This window comes from Acinetobacter minutum (assembly GCF_035916735.1).
Taxonomy (GTDB): Bacteria; Pseudomonadota; Gammaproteobacteria; order Pseudomonadales; family Moraxellaceae; genus Acinetobacter.
Window position 1 is genome coordinate 7928 of the sequence record NZ_JAQIHG010000021.1, and the last position, 18274, is coordinate 26201.

20 protein-coding genes are annotated in these 18274 nt (G+C 47.0%); 15 read left to right on the forward strand and 5 right to left on the reverse strand.

All coding sequences use genetic code 11. The features are described 5' to 3' along the window. From PAE54_RS09145 to PAE54_RS09190, 10 genes are all read left to right on the forward strand, one after another. On the forward strand, positions 1-314 hold a 314-nt coding region (locus PAE54_RS09145), incomplete at its 5' end, for a hypothetical protein (RefSeq protein WP_326519204.1). A gap of 69 nt (positions 315-383) precedes the next feature. After that, positions 384-833, forward strand: a complete 450-nt coding sequence (locus PAE54_RS09150; protein WP_273777510.1) for an ammonium transporter — start codon at positions 384-386, stop codon at positions 831-833. A 31-nt stretch (positions 834-864) separates the two neighbouring features. Beyond that, positions 865-3507 (forward strand): type I DNA topoisomerase, encoded by a 2643-nt coding sequence (gene topA / locus PAE54_RS09155; protein WP_326519205.1) that lies wholly within the window; start codon positions 865-867, stop codon positions 3505-3507. An 85-nt stretch (positions 3508-3592) separates the two neighbouring features. Then, positions 3593-4351 (forward strand): hypothetical protein, encoded by a 759-nt coding sequence (locus tag PAE54_RS09160; protein WP_326519206.1) that lies wholly within the window; start codon positions 3593-3595, stop codon positions 4349-4351. A 133-nt stretch (positions 4352-4484) separates the two neighbouring features. Beyond that, positions 4485-5057, forward strand: coding sequence for an HdeD family acid-resistance protein (locus PAE54_RS09165; protein ID WP_326519207.1), 573 nt, complete (start codon positions 4485-4487; stop codon positions 5055-5057). A gap of 80 nt (positions 5058-5137) precedes the next feature. Then, positions 5138-6289, forward strand: coding sequence for a glycerate kinase (locus tag PAE54_RS09170; RefSeq protein WP_326519208.1), 1152 nt, complete (start codon positions 5138-5140; stop codon positions 6287-6289). A 193-nt stretch (positions 6290-6482) separates the two neighbouring features. Next, positions 6483-8474: an ATP-dependent helicase gene (locus PAE54_RS09175; protein ID WP_326519209.1), complete on the forward strand. Its 1992-nt coding sequence runs from the start codon at positions 6483-6485 to the stop codon at positions 8472-8474. An 83-nt stretch (positions 8475-8557) separates the two neighbouring features. Then, positions 8558-8806: an RNA recognition motif domain-containing protein gene (locus tag PAE54_RS09180; RefSeq protein WP_273777503.1), complete on the forward strand. Its 249-nt coding sequence runs from the start codon at positions 8558-8560 to the stop codon at positions 8804-8806. 145 nt (positions 8807-8951) lie between these two features. After that, complete coding sequence (locus tag PAE54_RS09185; protein WP_326519210.1) at positions 8952-9455, forward strand: DUF6586 family protein; 504 nt, start codon at positions 8952-8954, stop codon at positions 9453-9455. A 102-nt stretch (positions 9456-9557) separates the two neighbouring features. Continuing rightward, complete coding sequence (locus PAE54_RS09190) at positions 9558-9836, forward strand: hypothetical protein (protein WP_326519211.1); 279 nt, start codon at positions 9558-9560, stop codon at positions 9834-9836. Positions 9837-9873: 37 nt separating this feature from the next. Here PAE54_RS09190 and PAE54_RS09195 read toward each other — a convergent pair whose 3' ends face one another. From PAE54_RS09195 to PAE54_RS09210, 4 genes are all read right to left on the reverse strand, one after another. Beyond that, complete coding sequence (locus tag PAE54_RS09195; RefSeq protein WP_326519212.1) at positions 9874-11592, reverse strand: cation:proton antiporter; 1719 nt, start codon at positions 11590-11592, stop codon at positions 9874-9876. A gap of 150 nt (positions 11593-11742) precedes the next feature. Then, entirely contained in the window at positions 11743-11898 is a 156-nt protein-coding gene (gene rpmG / locus PAE54_RS09200) for a 50S ribosomal protein L33 (RefSeq protein ID WP_003654787.1), read from the reverse strand. Positions 11899-11910: 12 nt separating this feature from the next. Further along, positions 11911-12147: a 50S ribosomal protein L28 gene (rpmB, locus tag PAE54_RS09205; protein WP_000048256.1), complete on the reverse strand. Its 237-nt coding sequence runs from the start codon at positions 12145-12147 to the stop codon at positions 11911-11913. Between the two features lie 163 nt (positions 12148-12310). Then, positions 12311-13759, reverse strand: a complete 1449-nt coding sequence (locus PAE54_RS09210; RefSeq protein WP_326519213.1) for a coniferyl aldehyde dehydrogenase — start codon at positions 13757-13759, stop codon at positions 12311-12313. Between the two features lie 112 nt (positions 13760-13871). On the opposite strand from PAE54_RS09210, the gene PAE54_RS09215 reads away from it, so the two are divergent. From PAE54_RS09215 to PAE54_RS09235, 5 genes are all read left to right on the forward strand, one after another. Next, a complete protein-coding gene (locus PAE54_RS09215) occupies positions 13872-14567 on the forward strand; it encodes a TetR/AcrR family transcriptional regulator (RefSeq protein WP_326519214.1) in 696 nt (231 codons plus the stop codon). Between the two features lie 77 nt (positions 14568-14644). Next, positions 14645-15511 carry a formyltetrahydrofolate deformylase gene (gene purU, locus PAE54_RS09220; protein WP_326519215.1) on the forward strand — a complete coding sequence of 289 codons (867 nt, stop codon included), beginning with the start codon at positions 14645-14647 and terminating at the stop codon, positions 15509-15511. A 306-nt stretch (positions 15512-15817) separates the two neighbouring features. Further along, the gene (locus tag PAE54_RS09225; protein WP_326519216.1) at positions 15818-16597 is read left to right on the forward strand and encodes an energy transducer TonB family protein; all 780 of its coding nucleotides are present in this window, start codon (positions 15818-15820) and stop codon (positions 16595-16597) included. An 18-nt stretch (positions 16598-16615) separates the two neighbouring features. Then, positions 16616-17239, forward strand: coding sequence for a MotA/TolQ/ExbB proton channel family protein (locus PAE54_RS09230; RefSeq protein ID WP_326519217.1), 624 nt, complete (start codon positions 16616-16618; stop codon positions 17237-17239). Beyond that, on the forward strand, positions 17239-17643 hold the full coding sequence (locus tag PAE54_RS09235) for an ExbD/TolR family protein (RefSeq protein ID WP_326519218.1): 405 nt from the start codon (positions 17239-17241) through the stop codon (positions 17641-17643). Before PAE54_RS09230 ends, PAE54_RS09235 begins: the two co-directional genes overlap by 1 nt. Positions 17644-17703: 60 nt before the next feature. Here PAE54_RS09235 and msrA read toward each other — a convergent pair whose 3' ends face one another. After that, positions 17704-18228, reverse strand: a complete 525-nt coding sequence (gene msrA / locus PAE54_RS09240) for a peptide-methionine (S)-S-oxide reductase MsrA (protein ID WP_326519219.1) — start codon at positions 18226-18228, stop codon at positions 17704-17706. Between the last annotated feature and the right edge of the window lie 46 nt (positions 18229-18274).

The following is an 18274-nucleotide window of genomic DNA, read 5'->3' on the forward strand; positions in this document are numbered from 1 at the left end:
CTGCTGAGACTGCTGAGACTGCTGAGACTGCTGAGACTGCTGAGACTGCTGAGACTGCTGAGACTGCTGAGACTGCTCAATTATTTGATTCTGAAATAGAGAGAAAAATCACGAATCTTCGGTTGCGTCTGATGCCATATCTGAATGTGGCACCACATGTACGTCCTCAATATCTTTCGGGTTTTATTGTTTTGTTGGAAAGGTTTTTGCCTAAAAATCAAGTTGATGAAGCATTATTATTGCTGGAGAAATTTGAATTAATTTCCATTCAAAACCGTAAAGTAACTTATAGTCCCGTGTTGCTTGGGAGCTAATTTAAGTGTCGAAGCTTGCGTTTTAGGTTGGCCTTGTGCAACTCTAATAAAGGAAGAAAAAGGTGAACTATGGAAAATACCGGAATTTGGGTCGCAGTCGTCATTATCATTTTTGTCTTGGGATCGATTTTTGGTCTGCGGGTCAGCCCACGTGAGAAAGCCTTGGGCATGATGCGTGACAGAGCACGGAAAATGGGATTACATCCACGTCTTGTCGTTGCACCAGACTGGACCAAAGTTCCGATGGCTACTGAAAATCGTGCCAGTATGGTGGCTTACTATAGCGTGCTGATTCCAGATGCCCGTTTGCCTTTAATGCGTGCCCGTGTGGAGAATCAACAACTCAAGGTTATCCAAGGGGATGACAAATTGAATGATTCGCCCATTGCATTAAAAGGGATTTATGCTATTGATATGCAGGCAAACTGTGTTGGCCTGTACTGGGATGAGGAATCCGATTTGAGAGGAACTCAATTGGAAGAGATCAAAACCTATTTACACAGCTTGGCACAAGTCTGATTTTTACACTTCAAAGGAATAATGGTTCATTATGGCGAATGCTCCTCGATCCACATCCCAAAGCACCACAGCAAAAGCCTCTGGTGCGGCCAACAAGCGTGCCTTAGTGATTGTGGAGTCGCCTGCAAAAGCGAAAACCATCAACAAATATTTGGGTTCACAATACATTGTGAAATCTTCGGTGGGTCACGTCCGTGACTTGCCAACAGGCGGGGGCAGTAAAACGGCCGAGAAAAAACTGGCGACCCGTACCAAACTGACCGAAGAACAAAAAGCCCAAAAAGCCCAGCAAGCACTGATTAACCGTATGGGGGTTGATCCTGAACATGGCTGGGAAGCACATTATGAAGTTTTACCAGGTAAGGAAAATGTCGTTTCCGAACTGAAAAAACTGGCTTCACAGGTCGATGAAATCTATCTCGCAACGGACTTGGACCGTGAAGGGGAAGCCATTGCCTGGCATTTAAAAGAGGTGATTGGTGGTGATGCTTCACGCTATCAACGCGTTGTCTTTAATGAAATCACCAAAAATGCCATTCAGGAAGCCTTTAAACATCCTGCACGTCTAGATACCAATAAAGTCAATGCGCAACAGGCCCGCCGCTTCCTCGACCGTGTCGTGGGCTTTATGATTTCTCCTCTCCTTTGGGAAAAGATCGCCCGTGGTTTATCAGCCGGACGTGTACAGTCTGTTGCAGTAAAATTGGTGGTTGAGCGTGAGCGTGAAATCCGTGCCTTTATCCCTGAAGAATACTGGCAAGTGTTTGCCGACACTCAGGCACAAAAAGAGCAGATTCGCCTTGAAGCAGTCAAACAGGCCGGTAAGACCCTGAAGCTGCGCAATAAAGCTGAAACTGATGCGTTGCTTGCCGTATTAAAAGACGCCGAATATAAAGTTGCACAGCGCGAAGACAAACCGACCAAAGTCAATCCAAGTGCGCCGTATATCACTTCAACCTTGCAACAGGCCGCCAGTACCCGTTTAGGTTTTTCAGTGAAGAAAACCATGATGCTGGCACAACGTCTGTATGAGGCTGGTTTTATTACCTATATGCGTACCGACTCAACATTCCTGAGCGATGACGCGGTAAATATGGTGCGCAGCCATATCGAGCAGCAGTACGGCGAAAAATATTTACCAGCCAAGCCAAACCGTTATGGCAATAAAGCCGGTGCACAAGAAGCGCATGAAGCCATACGTCCGTCCAGCGTGGCTTTAACGGGTAACGATTTGGCAGGTGTCGAGCGTGATGCACAACGCTTATATGATCTGATCTGGCGCCAGTTTGTGGCGTGTCAGATGACACCAGCAGAATATTTATCCTCGACCATTTTAGTCGATGCCAATGGGGTGGAGCTGAAAGCCAAAGGCCGTACCTTGGTATTTGATGGCTTTACCAAAGTCCGTGGTGCAAACAAATCCGATGATGATGTGTTGTTGCCAGCCGTCAAAATCGGCGAAATCCTGAAACTGGAAAAACTGGATCCAAGTCAGCACTTCACCAAACCGCCAGCACGTTTTACCGAAGCTTCTTTGGTGAAAGAGCTGGAAAAACGTGGTATCGGCCGTCCATCAACTTATGCGGCGATTATCTCGACCATTCAGGATCGCGGTTATGTCAAGCTGGAGAACCGCCGTCTGTTTGCCGAGAAAATGGGTGAAATTGTTACCGACCGTCTAGATGAAAGTTTCAACAACCTGATGAACTATGCGTTCACTGCTGACCTTGAAGGACAGCTGGATCGGGTAGCGACAGGCGACCGTAACTGGAAAGAACTGCTGGACAGTTTCTATGGCGATTTTAAACAGCGTTTGACCACGGCTCAGGGCGAGCATGGCATGCGCCGTAACCAGCCGATTGAAGTGCCAGAAGTCAAATGTCCGGAATGTGGCCGCCCGATGCAGATTCGGACTGGAACGACCGGAGTCTTCTTGGGGTGCTCAGGCTATAACCTGCCGCCAAAAGAGCGTTGTAAGGGCACATTGAATTTAACTCCAGTAGAGTCTTTGGCTGCCTTGTCGGATGATGATGCTGCGGAAACTGCGGACTTGATGTCGAAAAAACGCTGTGCCAAATGTGGTACGGCGATGGACAGCTATGTAATCGACGGTGGGCGAAAATTACACATTTGTGGCAACAATCCAGATTGTGATGGCTCAGAAGTCGAAGAAGGCGAATTCAAGATCAAGGGTTATGATGGTCCAACCATCCCATGTGACAAATGTGATGGGGAAATGCAGCTAAAAACTGGTCGTTTTGGTCCATATTTTGCCTGTACCAGCTGTGATAATACCCGCAAGGTACTGAAAAATGGTCAGCCAGCACCACCGCGTGTTGATCCGATCAAGATGGAACATCTGCGTTCAACCAAGCATGATGATTATTTCGTATTGCGTGATGGCGCTGCCGGTCTGTTTCTTGCTGCCAGCAAGTTCCCGAAAATTCGTGAAACCCGCGCACCCAAAGTGGCTGAGCTACGTACGGTCGCTGAGCAGTTGGATGCCAAATATCAGTTTCTGTTGCAAGCGCCAGACACTGATCCTGAAGGCAACCCAACTGTGGTGAAATTCAGCCGTAAGAACCAGTCTCAGTATATCGGTTCGGAAACTCCGGAAGGTAAACCAACCAAATGGAGTCTGGTCTATCAAAATGAAAAGTGGGTTGAAGGTTAAATTCCAATAAAAAATAAAAATGCTAGCTGGGCTAGCATTTTTTATGTGCGATGAAGCATTGCTGATATTTTGAGGGGGGAGAACTATGTGGAAACAGGTTCGGATTTTAATTCTCTTGCTAGTGCTGCTGGTTGTTGCGGTGAATGCCTATCGTGACCAGAATCAGGACTGGTCACGACCAGTGGTGGTACTGTTGCATCCAGTCAATGCCGATGGTCACGCGAATACCCAGCGTTATATCCAGCAGCTCTCGCTGGACCAGTTACAAGATGCCCAGCAGTATCTGAGCACTGCTGCTGCCGAGTATCGTGGCCAACCCGTACATTTTTATTTCCAGCTGGGACGTGAGATTCAGCAGTTACCGCCCAAAGTCCCAGAAAATGCTTCGATGCTGGACGTAATGTTGTGGAGTCTGAAATTCCGCTACTATGCCTGGAAACACAGTGAATCCACCGATGGCTCCCCGACCGTACGTCTATATCTGAATTATTATGATCCTCAATATGTTCATGTTCTAAAGCATTCCACGGCACTGGAAAAAGGCCGCATTGGTTCGGTCAACCTGTTTGCATCTGTCAAACAGAGTGATCAGAATAAAATTGTATTGGTGCATGAACTGCTGCATGCTTTTGGTGCTAGCGATAAATATGACTTAAGTAACGGGCAGCCGACTTATCCGATGGGTTATGCCGAGCCAGAAAAACAGCCGCTGTATCCACAGCGCTATGCCGAGATTATGGCTGGGCATATTCCTTTGTCTGAAAATACGAGCACAATGGCAGAAAATCTGGCACAGACTCGCCTGAATCTGGCGACGGCAATGGAAATTGGCTGGAAAAAGTAGTGAATGTGGATAAAAGGATAGTTATCCACAGTTTGATTCATTTTATTCACAATATGCGGTATCTCGCCGCTAGACATGGCCCATGATCTATTGAAAAATCTAAGTATAAAAGGGCTAGGCGTCGAGAATAAGAATGAAAACTATCGGCAATGATTTAATCCGACATCAACTGCATGAAAATCGCAAATGGTATCTGGCACTGGGAATTCTTCTAGTGCTCTTTTCCTTGATACTATTGTTCACATTACCTGTTGCCACATTGTCCGTGGTGTTGCTATTTGGCTCGTTGATGATGCTGGCCGGAATCTTACATTTATTTGCTGCCATAAAGATTTTTAGCGGTGCTCTGCGTGGACTAGGCATCTTGTTTGCACTACTGTACTTTCTTGCCGGTTATTATGCTTTTGCAACACCAGTACAAACAGCCATCGTACTGACCCACCTGCTGGCCATCGTTTTGATCGTTGCTGGAATCATCCGGATGATGAAAGCTTTTTTCTGGAAACCTTGGGCCGGTTGGGGTGGGCTGTTATTGTCCGGGTTTTTGACCACTTTAGTGGGTATCTTGATTTTTCTTTCGCCTGAAGCACCGTTCTGGTTGCTTGGGTTGTTACTGGCATTGGACTTGATGTTTCAAGGCATCCACTATCTGACCCTGGCACTGTATATCCAACAGCGAGTACCTAAAAGTTCTGCAGATGTCTGATTGGATCAGCTTAAAGCCAGTACCTGTCGTGTTTTGTATGGACTATGATGTTGAAGAATCCAACTCTGGATCTGTTTTTTATGCATAAAACCTTTGTTCTTGCTCCCGATTCATTCAAAGAAAGCATGAGCGCTGAACTGGCGTGTCAGTCCATGCAGCGTGGCATAGAAAAAGTATTTCCCAACGCACATTTTATTCACGTTCCGATGGCGGATGGTGGGGAAGGCACCGTAGATGCACTGGTTTCAGCATTAAATGGTGTAAAAGTTCCTTGTGAAGTCACAGGACCGCTGCCACAGCGGCGTGTTGCCAGTTATTGGGGATGTGTGGAGGAGGGGAAAACTGCAATCATTGAAATGGCCAAAGCCAATGGCATGCATTTATTGTCGGTTGCACAGCGGAATCCATTAGTGACCACGACGCTAGGGACTGGAGAAATGATGAAACAGGCACTGGATCAGGGTGTCACCAAAATGATTATTGGTCTGGGCGGAAGCGTGACCAATGATGCAGGTGCCGGGATGGCACAGGCACTGGGAGTGAAATTTTATGATGCTGATGATTTGGAAGTTCCGCTCGGTGGTGGGCAGCTGCATCGAATCAAACGGATTGATCTGACAGGATTGGATCCGCGTCTCAAGCAGACTGAAATCATCATTGCCAGTGATGTAAATAATCCTTTATGTGGTGAGCGGGGAGCCTCCGCGATATTTGGCCCCCAGAAAGGGGCAACCCCAGACATGGTGCAGATACTGGATGATAACCTGCGGTATTTTGCCGATCTGGTCGCAGCACAGCTGGATATCCATGTGAAAGATCAGGCCGGAGCCGGTGCTGCGGGCGGATTAGGCTTTGGGTTGATGGCTTTTGCAGGTGCACAGATCCGTTCAGGGGTAGAGATCGTCATCGAACAGACCCGACTGGCAGAGCATATTGCACAAGCCGATGTGGTTCTGACCGGTGAAGGGGGGATTGATTTTCAAACCCGGCTAGGAAAAACCCCATATGGGGTGGCACAAGTGGCCAAACGTTTGCATAAACCGGTCATTGCCTGTGCCGGTTATGTTGGAGCAGACATTGATGTCTTGTATGCAGAAGGTTTTACTGCAATTTTCAGTATCGTCGATGGAGCGTGTGATTTATCGAGTGCTTTACAGATGGGTGAGCGCAATCTGGAAAGAACCTGTGAAAATATTGCCCGATTGTTAAAAATGAGCGAGAGGATTGCCTGAAGCAAGGCAATGTCATCTTTTGCAACAGGAGATCTTTGTTAAAACATTCTGATCACTGATGTGAGGCAAACTTTTTAGAAGTGAAAAATTTCGGTATGGGGTACTGCTCTCTGTTTCACTCATGCACAGGATGGATCAGCTTTTCAGTGGTTGCTCTGCTAAACTAACCCTGCAGTCCACAAGATGAGATGTTATGAGTTTAGCCACCCTGATCGATGAATTGAATCCTCAGCAGAAACAAGCAGCAACCACCACAGCACAAAACTGTCTGGTTTTGGCGGGGGCAGGCTGTGGCAAAACCAAAACCATTGTCGCCCGTGCCGCGTACCTGATTGCTCAAGGTATTCCGGCGAATCAAATCCAGATTCTCACCTTTACCCGCCGTGCCGCGAGTGAAATTGTGGCGCGCGTGGAATTGGCTTTAGGGGCGGAAGCAAAAGGTTTGCGTGCCTCGACCTTTCATACGTTTTGTATGTATCTACTGCGTCGTCAACCGAAAGCCTTTGGGCTGGACAGTTTTTCGATTATTGACCGTGATGACCAGTTGATGATGTTCCGTTTGCTGCGTGGCAAGGATGACAAGAAAAATCCCAACCAGTTGCCCAAGCCTCAGCAGCTGTGTGACCTGTATTCTTATGCACGGAATACCCGGCAGAAGCTCAGTGTAGCTCTTGAAAAACAGTTGCCGGAATTTCTCGGTTTTAAGGCTCAGATTGCGGAAATCATGCAGGAATATGAAACCCGTAAACGTGCAAGAGCCTTTCTGGATTATGACGATATTCTAGCGATTGTGGCATCTGCACTGGCACAATCAGAAGGACTGCGGGATTGGGTGAGCGGTTTGTGCCGTCATTTATTGGTGGATGAGATGCAGGATACCAACCCGTTGCAATGGGCCCTGCTGGAACCTTTGTTGGGTCAAACCAGCCTGTTTTGTGTCGGGGATGATGCACAATCGATTTATGGTTTTCGCGGGGCGGATTTTGAAAATATTCATCATTTTAAACAGCGCGTTCCCGATGCTGAAGTCCTGAAACTTTCCGAGAATTACCGCTCGACCCAAGAAATTCTGGATCTGTCTAACTGGCTGCTAGATCAGAGCCCCATCCACTATGACAAACATTTGCAAGCCTATCGCGGTCCAGGTTTGAAGCCCCGACTGCATATTTTCCCCAATGAATTCGATGAGGCCAAGTGGATTGCGATTGATATCAAGGAACGTCATCTGATCGACGGGGCACTTTGGCAGGATCACATGGTGTTGGTGCGTTCGAGCTTTGCGGCACGGCATATTGAGGCGGCGCTTATTCAGGCCAATATTCCTTACCGATTTATTGGAGGAATGAAGTTGTTAGAAACTGCACATGTCAAAGATCTGCTCAGTTTGCTGCGCGTGTTGGCCAATCCACGCGATGATATTGCCTGGATGCGTTTCCTGACCTTGTGGAATGGGGTGGGGGATGTCAGTGCCAGCAAATTGTCCCAACAGTTACTACAGCAAGATGATTTCGATTTAATGATCAATTTATTGCTCAAGTTTGGCCGGATTCCGGAGCAGAGTATTGCCTTGATGCAGCAGATGATTGCCTTGCGCCATGAAGTGATACGTTGTGTTGAGTTCGGACTGCAGGCGGTGCTGACGCAGCTCGAGGAAAACTATGCGAAAAAGGACTGGTCAAAACGCCTGAATGATTTTGAGCTGGTCAAACAGCTGGCGGCTAAACATCAGCAGTTGAGCGAGTTTTTAGAAGAGTATGTCCTTGATCCGATTTCGATCAGTGAAATTGAGCGACAGTCTGAAGAAGATGTGGTGACTTTAATCACCATTCACTCGGCTAAAGGCACTGAGCAGAAGGTGTGTTATGTGGCCAATGTTTCTGCCGGACAATATCCGCATGCACGTGCACAAGGCGATTTTGATCAGGTTGAAGAGGAACGTCGGGTACTATATGTGGCCTTAACTCGTGCACAAAATGAATTGATTCTGACCAAGCAGAATCTCAATCTCTGGGCACGGGATCAGATTGATGAACAGGGACGCACCGTCAGCAGCTATTTTCTGAATGACCTGACTCGAGATTTATGTAGTAGTGAAACCCATTATAAAACCCGGCAGCAGACCGTGAAGAGCGCCCTGATCGAACGTCAGGCCTTAAATTTAGATTTTGGCATCGATCTGGATTAAACTGCGTCAATTACGCTTCGGCGTTCAAAAAGTGGAGTAGGCGAGTGCTTTTTGATGGTTTTGCCTATTTTGAAGGTTAGTGTATGAAAATTTTAGTTCGCAATCTGGAACGTTCTGTAGCAGAAGCTGAATTGTTGGCTTTATTCAAACCGTATGGCAAGGTAGATAGCTGTACCTTGGTGATGGACCCAGATACTGGAAAATCCAAAGGCTTTGGTTTTGTTGAAATGCCTAATCCGCGTGAAGCAATCAAGGCAATCAAAGGCTTAAATACCCTACGTGTGCATGGCATGGGAATTCGTGTTAAAGCGGCAGAAGATTCGGCCAAATAAGCCCGATATCGTGAAGTAATAATCAGAGAAGGAGCGCAGGCTCCTTTTTTGGCAGTGTGTTGTAAAAAATGATATTCAAAAGTCGATGGGGTGGTTAATCTATGCACCTGCATTGCTGTTGATATTGCCAGATTAAGGAAAAACTATGTCCCGCGTTGCTCGTTATCATGCTGACCGCACCAACCAGAAACTTTATTTTGCACGCTTGTCGTGTCAACAAGCCGAGCAGACTGAACATATCCAACAGGCACAAGCCCATCGTGAAGCGGCGGTGTTTCATTTGCATGGTGCCGTGTTGGCTTTTTTACAGGAACTGGTGCGTTACTACCGTTTAAATGACTCGCAACCGAGTTTGAAGTCGATTGAAGAGCTCATGGCAGCCAAGGGGCAGGTATCACCTGAAGTTTCGGTGATGCATCAATTGGCCAAAGACGGTTTTATTGCCGAGTTAAAACGTGCCTATCGCATGTGCCAGTATGCACCGGAGCCTACTGAGCCGACACCTGAAGAAGAAACGTCATCAAACCTAATCATCAAAGTCACCCAAGGACCACAATCTTGGTTGCCTGATGTCAAGATCCTGCGTGAATGGCACCGCGATCTCACTCATTTGATTGATGGTTTCCGTAACGAAATGGTTGAATTCTAAGTTCTAGGTTGGACTTGAAATTCAGGCCCGTTGTGCCTATATAAAATTCTAGAGAAGCAAAGTACAGGTGTGCTTTGCCACCATGTTGAACATGGAGGATTTATGTCTATACAACAGTTAAAAGAAATCTTCGGGAGTCAAGACGCGATTTTAGAGTTGGTTCAACTTGAAGGTGGCGAGCTAGCATTGCGCAATGCAGGTTCCGAACAAGAACCTTTAGTGAAAATTCAATTCAATGATGAAGTCAAGGCGTTATTGGGTGACCAAACGGCATTGGTCGCACAGCATATGATTCAGGCGGCGCTATTTGGATTGCTCGAAAAGCAGGTTCACCAGTGGCAGGCAGAAGTGGTGGATGAGCCACCGAAATATCTCAGCTAAAAAAGCGGCTTAAAAGCCGCTTTTTTATGTGCGGGTGTTAATGTGACGTATGGCTTTGCGTATGGGCGAGTGCGATACGATCCAGAATATGACCACTCATATTACGTGCCATTTCTTCTTTGGCATAGAACACTTCACCAATCTCATCCTGACGGATGACTTCCGCTTCTTCCTTGCTTTCGGCACACACCAGTACCTGAATTTGTGGATTCAATTGTTTGGCAATATCGACAATACGATGGATATCCAGAATATCCATTGGAGAAATCACCAGCAAACGTGCGTACATGATGTGTGCCTGGATCAGTACACCAGGTTCAGTCGCTACCCCGCTCACGGCAGCAATCCCTTTACTGCGCAGCTTTTCCACAATTTCACGGTTTTCTTCCGCGATCACCACCTTAATGTCTTGTGCCATTAAGGTCTCGGTAATGCGCCGACCGACTTCACCATGCCCCACAATCACCACCTGATCACGCAGGTAATCTTGCGAAACTTCATCCGGTAACATGGCCAGCGGATCTCCACTGCGCTCGAGAAGACGGGCCAAATGAGAGCGTTCACGAATCCAGCGTTGGACGGGTTCAATTGCCGAAAAAACGAAAGAATTCAGGGTAATCGAAATCAATGCCCCTGCCAGAATCAGGTTCTGTCCTTCGACACTAAGTAACTGTAATGATACGCCGAGTGTGGCCAGAATGAAGGAGAATTCCCCAATTTGCGCCAGACTGGCACCGACCGTGAGTGCGGTATTGATCGGGTAACGGAAGAACAAGACCAATGCCATCGCTGCCAGTGTTTTGCCAATCATGATGATGGCAACGACTGCGAGAATATGCAGCGGTTGTTCCACTAAAATACGTGGATCAAACAGCATACCCACCGACACGAAAAACAGGATAGAGAAGATTTCCCGTAGTGGTAAGGTTTCTTCTTCAGCTCGATGGCTAAAGTCTGATTCCTTCACCACCATTCCTGCAAAGAAGGCTCCGAGTGCCATCGAAACCCCAAAAATGGCATAAGAGCCGTAGGCAATCGATACTGCAGCCGCCACTACGGTTAAGGTAAACAGCTCTCGCGAACCCAGACGCGCCACAAACTGCATGATCAGAGGCACCAGACGTTTGCCGACAATCAGCATAAAGGCAATAAAGCCCGCCACCTTGAGCAGGGTGAGACCTAAGGTCACTAACAGATTACTATCCGTTTCTGCACTTAAGGGTTTTCCACCAAGCAGTACAGCCGTAGCCGGTAACAGTACCAGAACTAGGACCATCACCAGATCTTCAACCAGTAACCAGCCAACTGCGATTTTACCGTTGACGGATTCAAGTAAGCCACGATCACCCAAGGCCTTAAGCAGTACCACGGTGCTGGCACAGGACAGGCTCAAACCAAACACCAAGGCAGAACCAAAGTCCCAATCCCAGAGCATGGACACACCCACACCGAGGAGCGTGGCAACCGCGATTTGCAAAATGGCACCGGGCAAGGCAATACGCCGTACCTGAAGCAGGTCATTCAGTGAAAAGTGCATACCGACGCCAAACATCAGGAACATTACCCCGAGTTCCGCCAGCTGATTGGCGAGATGGATATCAGCCACAATGCCGGGAGTGTTCGGGCTAATCACGATTCCGGCAATCAGGTAGCCAATGAGCGGGGGCAGGCGTAAACGGGCGGCGATATAGCCAAAAAACAGTGCAATACCAAACCCCACCGCAAGTAAAATAATCAGATCAACATCATGTGGCATTCAACACTCCTTAAGTGGGGGTTAAGGTTAGGAAACTGCAAGCATAAATAATGCCAACAAGTGAGACAGGAAAAATTTTAACAAGCTGAAGAAAAAAAAGGCAAAAAAAAACGACCTCGAACGAGATCGTTTTTTCCTGAACGGCTAAAATTATTTGATTTTAGCTTCTTTGAAAATCACGTGTTGACGAATTTTTGGGTCAAACTTTTTGATTTCCATTTTTTCAGGCATTGTACGTTTGTTTTTGGTCGTGGTGTAGAAATAACCAGTACCAGCAGTCGAAACTAGGCGAATTTTGTCACGCATTGCTATGACTCCTTAGATCTTTTGGCCTTGAGCACGAAGATCAGCTACAACCTTTTCAATGCCCAATTTGTCGATGATACGCATACCTTTAGTTGTAAGGCGAAGACGAACGAAACGTTTTTCGCTTTCCAACCAGAAACGGTGGTGATGCAGGTTCGGCTCGAACCGGCGCTTGGTTTTGTTGTTGGCGTGTGAGACGTTGTTACCAACGACTGGACGCTTGCCGGTAACTTGGCAAACCTTAGACATGGTGGAACTCCATTGATTTAGCCAGCAGCAAATGTGTGGCCAGTCATAAAATAAACGGATGAATTCATTCAAGGGGCGTTTTATACCAAAAATACGATTAAAAGACAAGCGAATTTGGCTAAAACCCGACAGGAACTGGTGTAACAGATCATGCCTTGATCATTTACTGGAGAAGCCATTTTGAAATCAATTTGTGCAAGGGTTTGTTAAATGGTGGAAGAATAAATTTTAAACTATACAGTTTAGGCTTCGACATCATTGAACGTTCATGTGACAAACTGAAAAAACCTTCCGGGCCATGATATTTGCCCATTCCAGAGGCACCAACACCGCCAAAAGGCAGGTCATCTTGTGCGACGTGGGTCAATACCGAATTCTGGCCAAAATGCCCCGAATGTGTACGCTGGGCGACATAGTCGGCACGCGTTGCATCGTAATCGAAATAGTATAACGCAAGTGGACGTGGACGTTGATTAATAAACTCAATCACCTCGTCAATTTGATCATATTCCATGATCGGCAAAATTGGGCCGAAAATCTCGTTCTGCATCAGGGCCATCTGTGGTAGCACCTGGGTGACCAGGGTTGGAGCAATCTTGCGTACCGCGATCAGGTCTTCCTCGTGCGGGTTAATGCTCAGGATCTGTGCACCTTGCTGGCGGGCATCCTCCAGATAACCTTGCAGACGCTGATACTGTTTGTCATTCACAATTGAGGTGTAGTCTTGATTTTCAGCGAGTTGCGGGTACATCTCTAGGGCAAATGCTTTAAAGGTTGCGATGAATTCATCAGTTTTACCACGGGGCAGAAAGATGTAATCCGGTGCCACACAGGTTTGTCCAGCGTTCCACAGCTTACCTACCGCAATACGTTGTGCCACGTCTTGAATCGGCATCGAAGGATGGACGATGACCGGAGACTTACCCCCCAGTTCCAAAATCACCGGCACCAGATTTTCTGCGGCAGCGGCCATCACGGTTTTGCCCACCGTGGTTGAGCCGGTAAAGACCATTTTGTCAAAAGCCAGATGGCAGAAGGTATCGGAAATAATGCCCCCACCATTGACAACTGCGACTTCATGTTCAGAAAAGGCTTCAGCCAAGGCTTGTGCCAGTACCTGACCAAACTGTGCCGAAGCACTGGAAATCTTCAGCATGGCATGGTTGCCTGCAGCCAAGGCACAGATTAACGGACCGATCGAGAGCAGCAGCGGATAATTCCACGGTGCCATGATGCCAATCACCCCAAGTGGCTGATATTGTACCCAACCCTTGGCAGGTTGATGCAGCAAGCTGATATGACGTTTGGAGGGTCGCATCCAGCCACGTAAATGCTTGCTATAATATTGAATGTGCTCTAGGCAGGTGAGCAATTCGCCAATTTTGGTTTCACCCACTGAACGATTGCCATAATCCTGATTGATGGCGGCCGCAAACTGATCCTGATATTTGATCAGTACGCGTTTTAAACGGTCCAGTCTCTCCATGCGGACTTTGGCACTCGGCATGGGCTCACGTTGATACGCGGCCTTCTGCAAGGCTAAAAGATGATGCAAGCGCTGAACCTCGGCTGAGCTGTCTTGCACAATGCTTGGGGTTGAATCATGATTCATGACCGGCTGCCATTTTTTGATCGATCAGACTTGATTTTTAGAGTAAAAGCTCTAATGAGTCAAGGGGTGAATGTGTTAGTCTAGTAAATGATTGAATCAACGGGTGTCTTGCATGTCTGATCCTAAAACAATGAAAACCAGAGACCGCATCCTCTATATTAGCCTGCAATTATTTAACGAGCGTGGCGAACGTTTTGTCACCACCAATCATATTGCGGCAGAATTGGGAATTAGTCCAGGCAACCTGTATTACCACTTTCGTAACAAGCAGGACATTATCAAGGAATTGATGCAGGATTATCAGCAGCAAACGCTGGATATGTTGGCCGTGCCGAAAGATCGTCCTTTAAATGCCAATGATAAAATTCATTATTTTCAGATTTTGAGCAATCAGCTCTGGACGTATCGTTTTTTGCACCGTGACGTTTATCAGCTGATTGAAAGCAACAGCGATTTTCGTCAGACCTATGCCCATTTTGCTGGTCAGGTCATGCAGCAGGGGCAAAAAATTTATCAGGCTTTTGTTGAAGCTGGACTGATGAAAATGACTCCTACAGAAATTGAGGCCTTAATCGTCAATGTCTGGATTGTGCTGACCAACTGGACCAATTTCCTCTATATGTCCGGACATGTCAGTGACAATAATTGTCTGGAAGAAAAATGGATTGGGCAAGCCCTAAGACAAATGGTGTTTTTGGAAGGGCCGTACTTGGTGGGAGAAAGCCGTGAGACTTATGAACGCCTGCTGGAAAGCTTTGGACCTTCCGAGCTATTTTCCAATCCATCCACTGGAAAAATCACGCCGTAGTGCAGTATTTAGTCCGCAGTGAAAAAACGCTAGAATAGTCGGCTTATTTTTAAATTTAACCCATTAGTGATAATAAAATGAATATGACCACCGCGAATACAGCACGTTTATTGATTACTTGTGAAGATAAGCCGGGTATTGTGCAGGCTGTATCGAGCTTTTTGTATCATCAGGGTGCCAATATTACCGCACTTGATCAATACGCCACAGAGGCTCAGGGCGGGCGTTATTTCATGCGTGTCGAGTTTGAACTGGAGCAGCTGAAAACCCGTAAAGAAACCTTGTTGCACACCTTTGCCAGCAATGTCGCCGAGCGCTATAACATGCAATGGCGTTTAACGCTGGTGAGCGATGTTAAGAAAGTGGGGATTCTGGTGTCTAAGGTCGATCATGCTTTGTTAGAGCTTTTATGGCGTCATGCCCGTGGTGGTTTGCCATGTGAAATTACCAAAGTCGTTTCCAACCATGAAACCCTGCGTGAAGCAGTGGAAAATTTTGGCATTCCCTTTGAAGTGGTTCCGGTGAGCAAAGATAACAAAGCTGAAGCTTACGCTAAAATTGACGAGTTGATGCAAGGCAATGATTTGCTGGTCCTGGCGCGTTACATGCAGATTCTGAGTGAAGATTTTGTTGCCAAATGGCCGATGAAAATTATCAATATTCACCATTCATTCTTGCCGGCCTTTGTCGGAGCCAACCCTTATAAACAGGCGTATGACAAGGGGGTCAAACTGATTGGTGCCACGGCCCATTATGTGACCGCTGATCTGGATCAGGGCCCGATCATTGAGCAAGATGTGGAGCGTGTTAGTCATGACTACAATGTCGAACAGCTACGCGAACTGGGTGAAGATGTGGAGCGTAATGTGCTAGCACGTGCAGTGAAATGGCATTTACAAGACCGTATTATTGTTGATGGTAATAAAACAGTGGTATTTCAATAAATTGCTTTTAAGCAGAAAAAAAGCATGTGGTTACACATGCTTTTTTTGTCTTGGTAGGTATTGTTGTTATAGTATAACGTATAGAAGTTGATTTTAGTCTTGAGAAAGTCATTATCTTTCTCTATGAAAAAATCGATGAAAGATGGCGTGTGCAACGGCTTTTTCAGCGCGATTGAGTTTGAAAAGTAGTTGCAAATGAAAACACTTCTCATTTATTATTGCGTGAGTTTATGACACACGCCGATTGGCTTGATCTGCTGAAGTGATTAGCAGGTGATCAAGCTTGGCCTTAGGTAACCGATTCCAATGAGTTCATCTTCCGCTCTCAGCCCGCAGCCTCCTCATCCAATGAAGAAAAAAATCATTGCTGCACTCGTTTCCGTTGTGGTGGGCCACCTCGGTGTGCTTTGGGCAGTGAGCCAGATTAAAACTGCTGAACTCAAAAAAATTGAAAAACAGCCCTTACAGGTTCGTTTTGTGAAAATTCAGCAGCAGCCTAAACCTGCCGAACCTGAGCCACAACCTGAACCGAAAAAGGCTGAGCCACCGAAACCGGTGAAAGAAGTTAAAGTGGTTGAAAAACCTGTGGTCACCCCACCGAAAAAAGTGGAAAAGATCCAGCAGGTGAAACAGGCCGAAACGGCTAAGCCCGTCGTGAAACCGGTACAAACGCCAGCAAAACCAGCCGTGACACCAGTGGCTCCGGTGGTAACCGAAACTAAAGTGGTGAAACCAGCGCCAGTTCCACCACCTGCAGCAAAACCCGTTGCACCTCCTGTACCTGCTGGGCCAAAAAGTGTTTCGATCGGTGGTTCTGGCGTGCAGTGGAGTCGTACACCCCGCCCAAGTTATAGCAATAAAGATCTGCAAGGTGAAAGTCGCCGCGTGGTCGTGCTGATTGAAGCCAATGAACAAGGCAACATTACCAATGCCCGGATTACCCGTAGCAGCGGCCTTGCAGCTCTAGATGAAAAGATTTTACGCGCAGTGCGCAATGCAAAATTCAAACCGTATAAGGAAAATGGTGTGGCCTATCCGATTCGTGCCGAACAGCCATTTGAATTAACGTTGAATCCTAACGGCTAACATTTTAGGAGTTCGAGTATGAACTTTTCAGTTTATTGGCAACATGCCGATGCGGTCAGCAAGACCTTGTATTTCATCCTGCTGGCGATGTCGATCGCAACTTGGACCCTGTTTATTTTACGTGTCATGGGGACACGCCAACTCAAACAGCAAGCTTATGCTCAACTGAACCAGTCCTTGGCACAGCTCAAGTCAAAACTAGCGCCTTTAAGTCTGGAGCAGCGTAAATCAGTGGCTGAACAGGCCTTGTTACGCCAGATTTCTGTTGAAAAAGCCAATGCAGAAAAAGGTGTATCGGTTCTCGGTACGATCGCATCGATCGCACCCTTCGTGGGTCTGTTTGGTACGGTATGGGGGATTTTCCACGCCTTGGTCGCGGTCGGTAAAAGTGGTCAGGCGGGCTTGGCTCAGGTCGCTACCCCAGTGGGCGAGGCTTTGATCATGACTGGTTTGGGTCTGGCTGTCGCGATTCCTGCAGTATTGGCCTATAACATCTGTGTGCGTGCCAATCGTACCCTGTCGCACGAATTGCAGGATCAAGCGCATCGTTTGTTGATTGATACCATGTTGCAGCAAGATAGCAGTGAAAAAACTGCCGATGTGAAAGCAGCACAACAAAACTTTGTTGGAGGTCAAGCTTAATGGCTTTTCAATTGGGTGAAGACAACGATGCTGGCATGAATGAGATGAATCTCATTCCGCTCATCGATATTATGCTGGTTTTGATGATCATCTTTCTGGTGACAGCAACCGTTGCCAACCCATCAATTCCATTAACCTTGCCAAAGACTACAGCAGAGATTATTGATCCACCACCTAAAGCCATTACGGTTAGCATTAATGCCAAGGGTGAGATTGCCTGGGATACAGAAATGATCAGTATGCAGGAGCTGGAACGACGCTTCCAGGAAGCGGGTCAAGTAGAGCGTAAACCAACGGTACAACTGCGGGCAGATAAAGAATCACGTTATGACAGCGTTGCACAGGTGATGTCACGCGCGAGCGAAGCCGGGCTCAGCGATATTGCCTTTGTCAGTGATAACTGATTTCATCTCTCCCCATAAAAAAAGCAACCATCAGGTTGCTTTTTTTTATGGAGAGGGGACTCAGGATGATTTGAGTAAATTTTGGAATTTACTTTGTAGTTTCATTAGCTTGGGTGGGATTACAAAGTTGCAGTAGCCTTGATGAGGATTACGTGCATAAAAATTCTGATGATACTCTTCAGCTGGGTAGAAAGTCGGTGCAGGGCTCAACTCTGTGACAATGCCTAGACCTTCGGCCTTCAACTGTTCGATCATGTGCTGGGCTTGCTGTTGCTGTTCTTCATTAAAATAATAAATCACCGAGCGGTACTGCGTTCCGACATCATTACCCTGACGGTTCAGAGTGGTTGGGTCATGAGTCGCAAAAAACACCTCAAGCAGCTGTGCATAGCTGATCTGGCTTTCATCAAAGTCGATCAGAATGACTTCCGCGTGTTGCGTGTCACCCCGACAAATTTGTTCATAGGTCGGGTTGAGGGTATGGCCACCCGCGTAGCCGCTCACCACCTGGGTTACACCCTGAATCTGTAAAAAGACCGCTTCAACACACCAGAAGCATCCACCCCCAAATAAAGCCTGTTGCATCGTGATATCCTGTTTTCTACTTGGTGAAATCTTAAAATATTTCAGT

Excerpts from the sequence above, each read along its gene's own strand:
- msrA (WP_326519219.1), bottom strand. The coding sequence starts at position 18,228 with ATGCAACAGGCTTTATTTGGGGGTGGATGCTTCTGGTGTGTTGAAGCG.
- PAE54_RS09160 (WP_326519206.1), top strand. The coding sequence starts at position 3,593 with ATGTGGAAACAGGTTCGGATTTTAATTCTCTTGCTAGTGCTGCTGGTT.
- PAE54_RS09170 (WP_326519208.1), top strand. The coding sequence starts at position 5,138 with ATGCATAAAACCTTTGTTCTTGCTCCCGATTCATTCAAAGAAAGCATG.
- topA (WP_326519205.1), top strand. The coding sequence starts at position 865 with ATGGCGAATGCTCCTCGATCCACATCCCAAAGCACCACAGCAAAAGCC.
- PAE54_RS09180 (WP_273777503.1), top strand. The coding sequence starts at position 8,558 with ATGAAAATTTTAGTTCGCAATCTGGAACGTTCTGTAGCAGAAGCTGAA.
- PAE54_RS09175 (WP_326519209.1), top strand. The coding sequence starts at position 6,483 with ATGAGTTTAGCCACCCTGATCGATGAATTGAATCCTCAGCAGAAACAA.
- rpmG (WP_003654787.1), bottom strand. The coding sequence starts at position 11,898 with ATGCGTGACAAAATTCGCCTAGTTTCGACTGCTGGTACTGGTTATTTC.
- PAE54_RS09165 (WP_326519207.1), top strand. The coding sequence starts at position 4,485 with ATGAAAACTATCGGCAATGATTTAATCCGACATCAACTGCATGAAAAT.
- PAE54_RS09230 (WP_326519217.1), top strand. The coding sequence starts at position 16,616 with ATGAACTTTTCAGTTTATTGGCAACATGCCGATGCGGTCAGCAAGACC.
- PAE54_RS09150 (WP_273777510.1), top strand. The coding sequence starts at position 384 with ATGGAAAATACCGGAATTTGGGTCGCAGTCGTCATTATCATTTTTGTC.
- PAE54_RS09225 (WP_326519216.1), top strand. The coding sequence starts at position 15,818 with ATGAGTTCATCTTCCGCTCTCAGCCCGCAGCCTCCTCATCCAATGAAG.
- PAE54_RS09195 (WP_326519212.1), bottom strand. The coding sequence starts at position 11,592 with ATGCCACATGATGTTGATCTGATTATTTTACTTGCGGTGGGGTTTGGT.
- PAE54_RS09185 (WP_326519210.1), top strand. The coding sequence starts at position 8,952 with ATGTCCCGCGTTGCTCGTTATCATGCTGACCGCACCAACCAGAAACTT.
- rpmB (WP_000048256.1), bottom strand. The coding sequence starts at position 12,147 with ATGTCTAAGGTTTGCCAAGTTACCGGCAAGCGTCCAGTCGTTGGTAAC.
- PAE54_RS09190 (WP_326519211.1), top strand. The coding sequence starts at position 9,558 with ATGTCTATACAACAGTTAAAAGAAATCTTCGGGAGTCAAGACGCGATT.
- PAE54_RS09210 (WP_326519213.1), bottom strand. The coding sequence starts at position 13,759 with ATGAATCATGATTCAACCCCAAGCATTGTGCAAGACAGCTCAGCCGAG.
- purU (WP_326519215.1), top strand. The coding sequence starts at position 14,645 with ATGAATATGACCACCGCGAATACAGCACGTTTATTGATTACTTGTGAA.
- PAE54_RS09215 (WP_326519214.1), top strand. The coding sequence starts at position 13,872 with ATGTCTGATCCTAAAACAATGAAAACCAGAGACCGCATCCTCTATATT.
- PAE54_RS09235 (WP_326519218.1), top strand. The coding sequence starts at position 17,239 with ATGGCTTTTCAATTGGGTGAAGACAACGATGCTGGCATGAATGAGATG.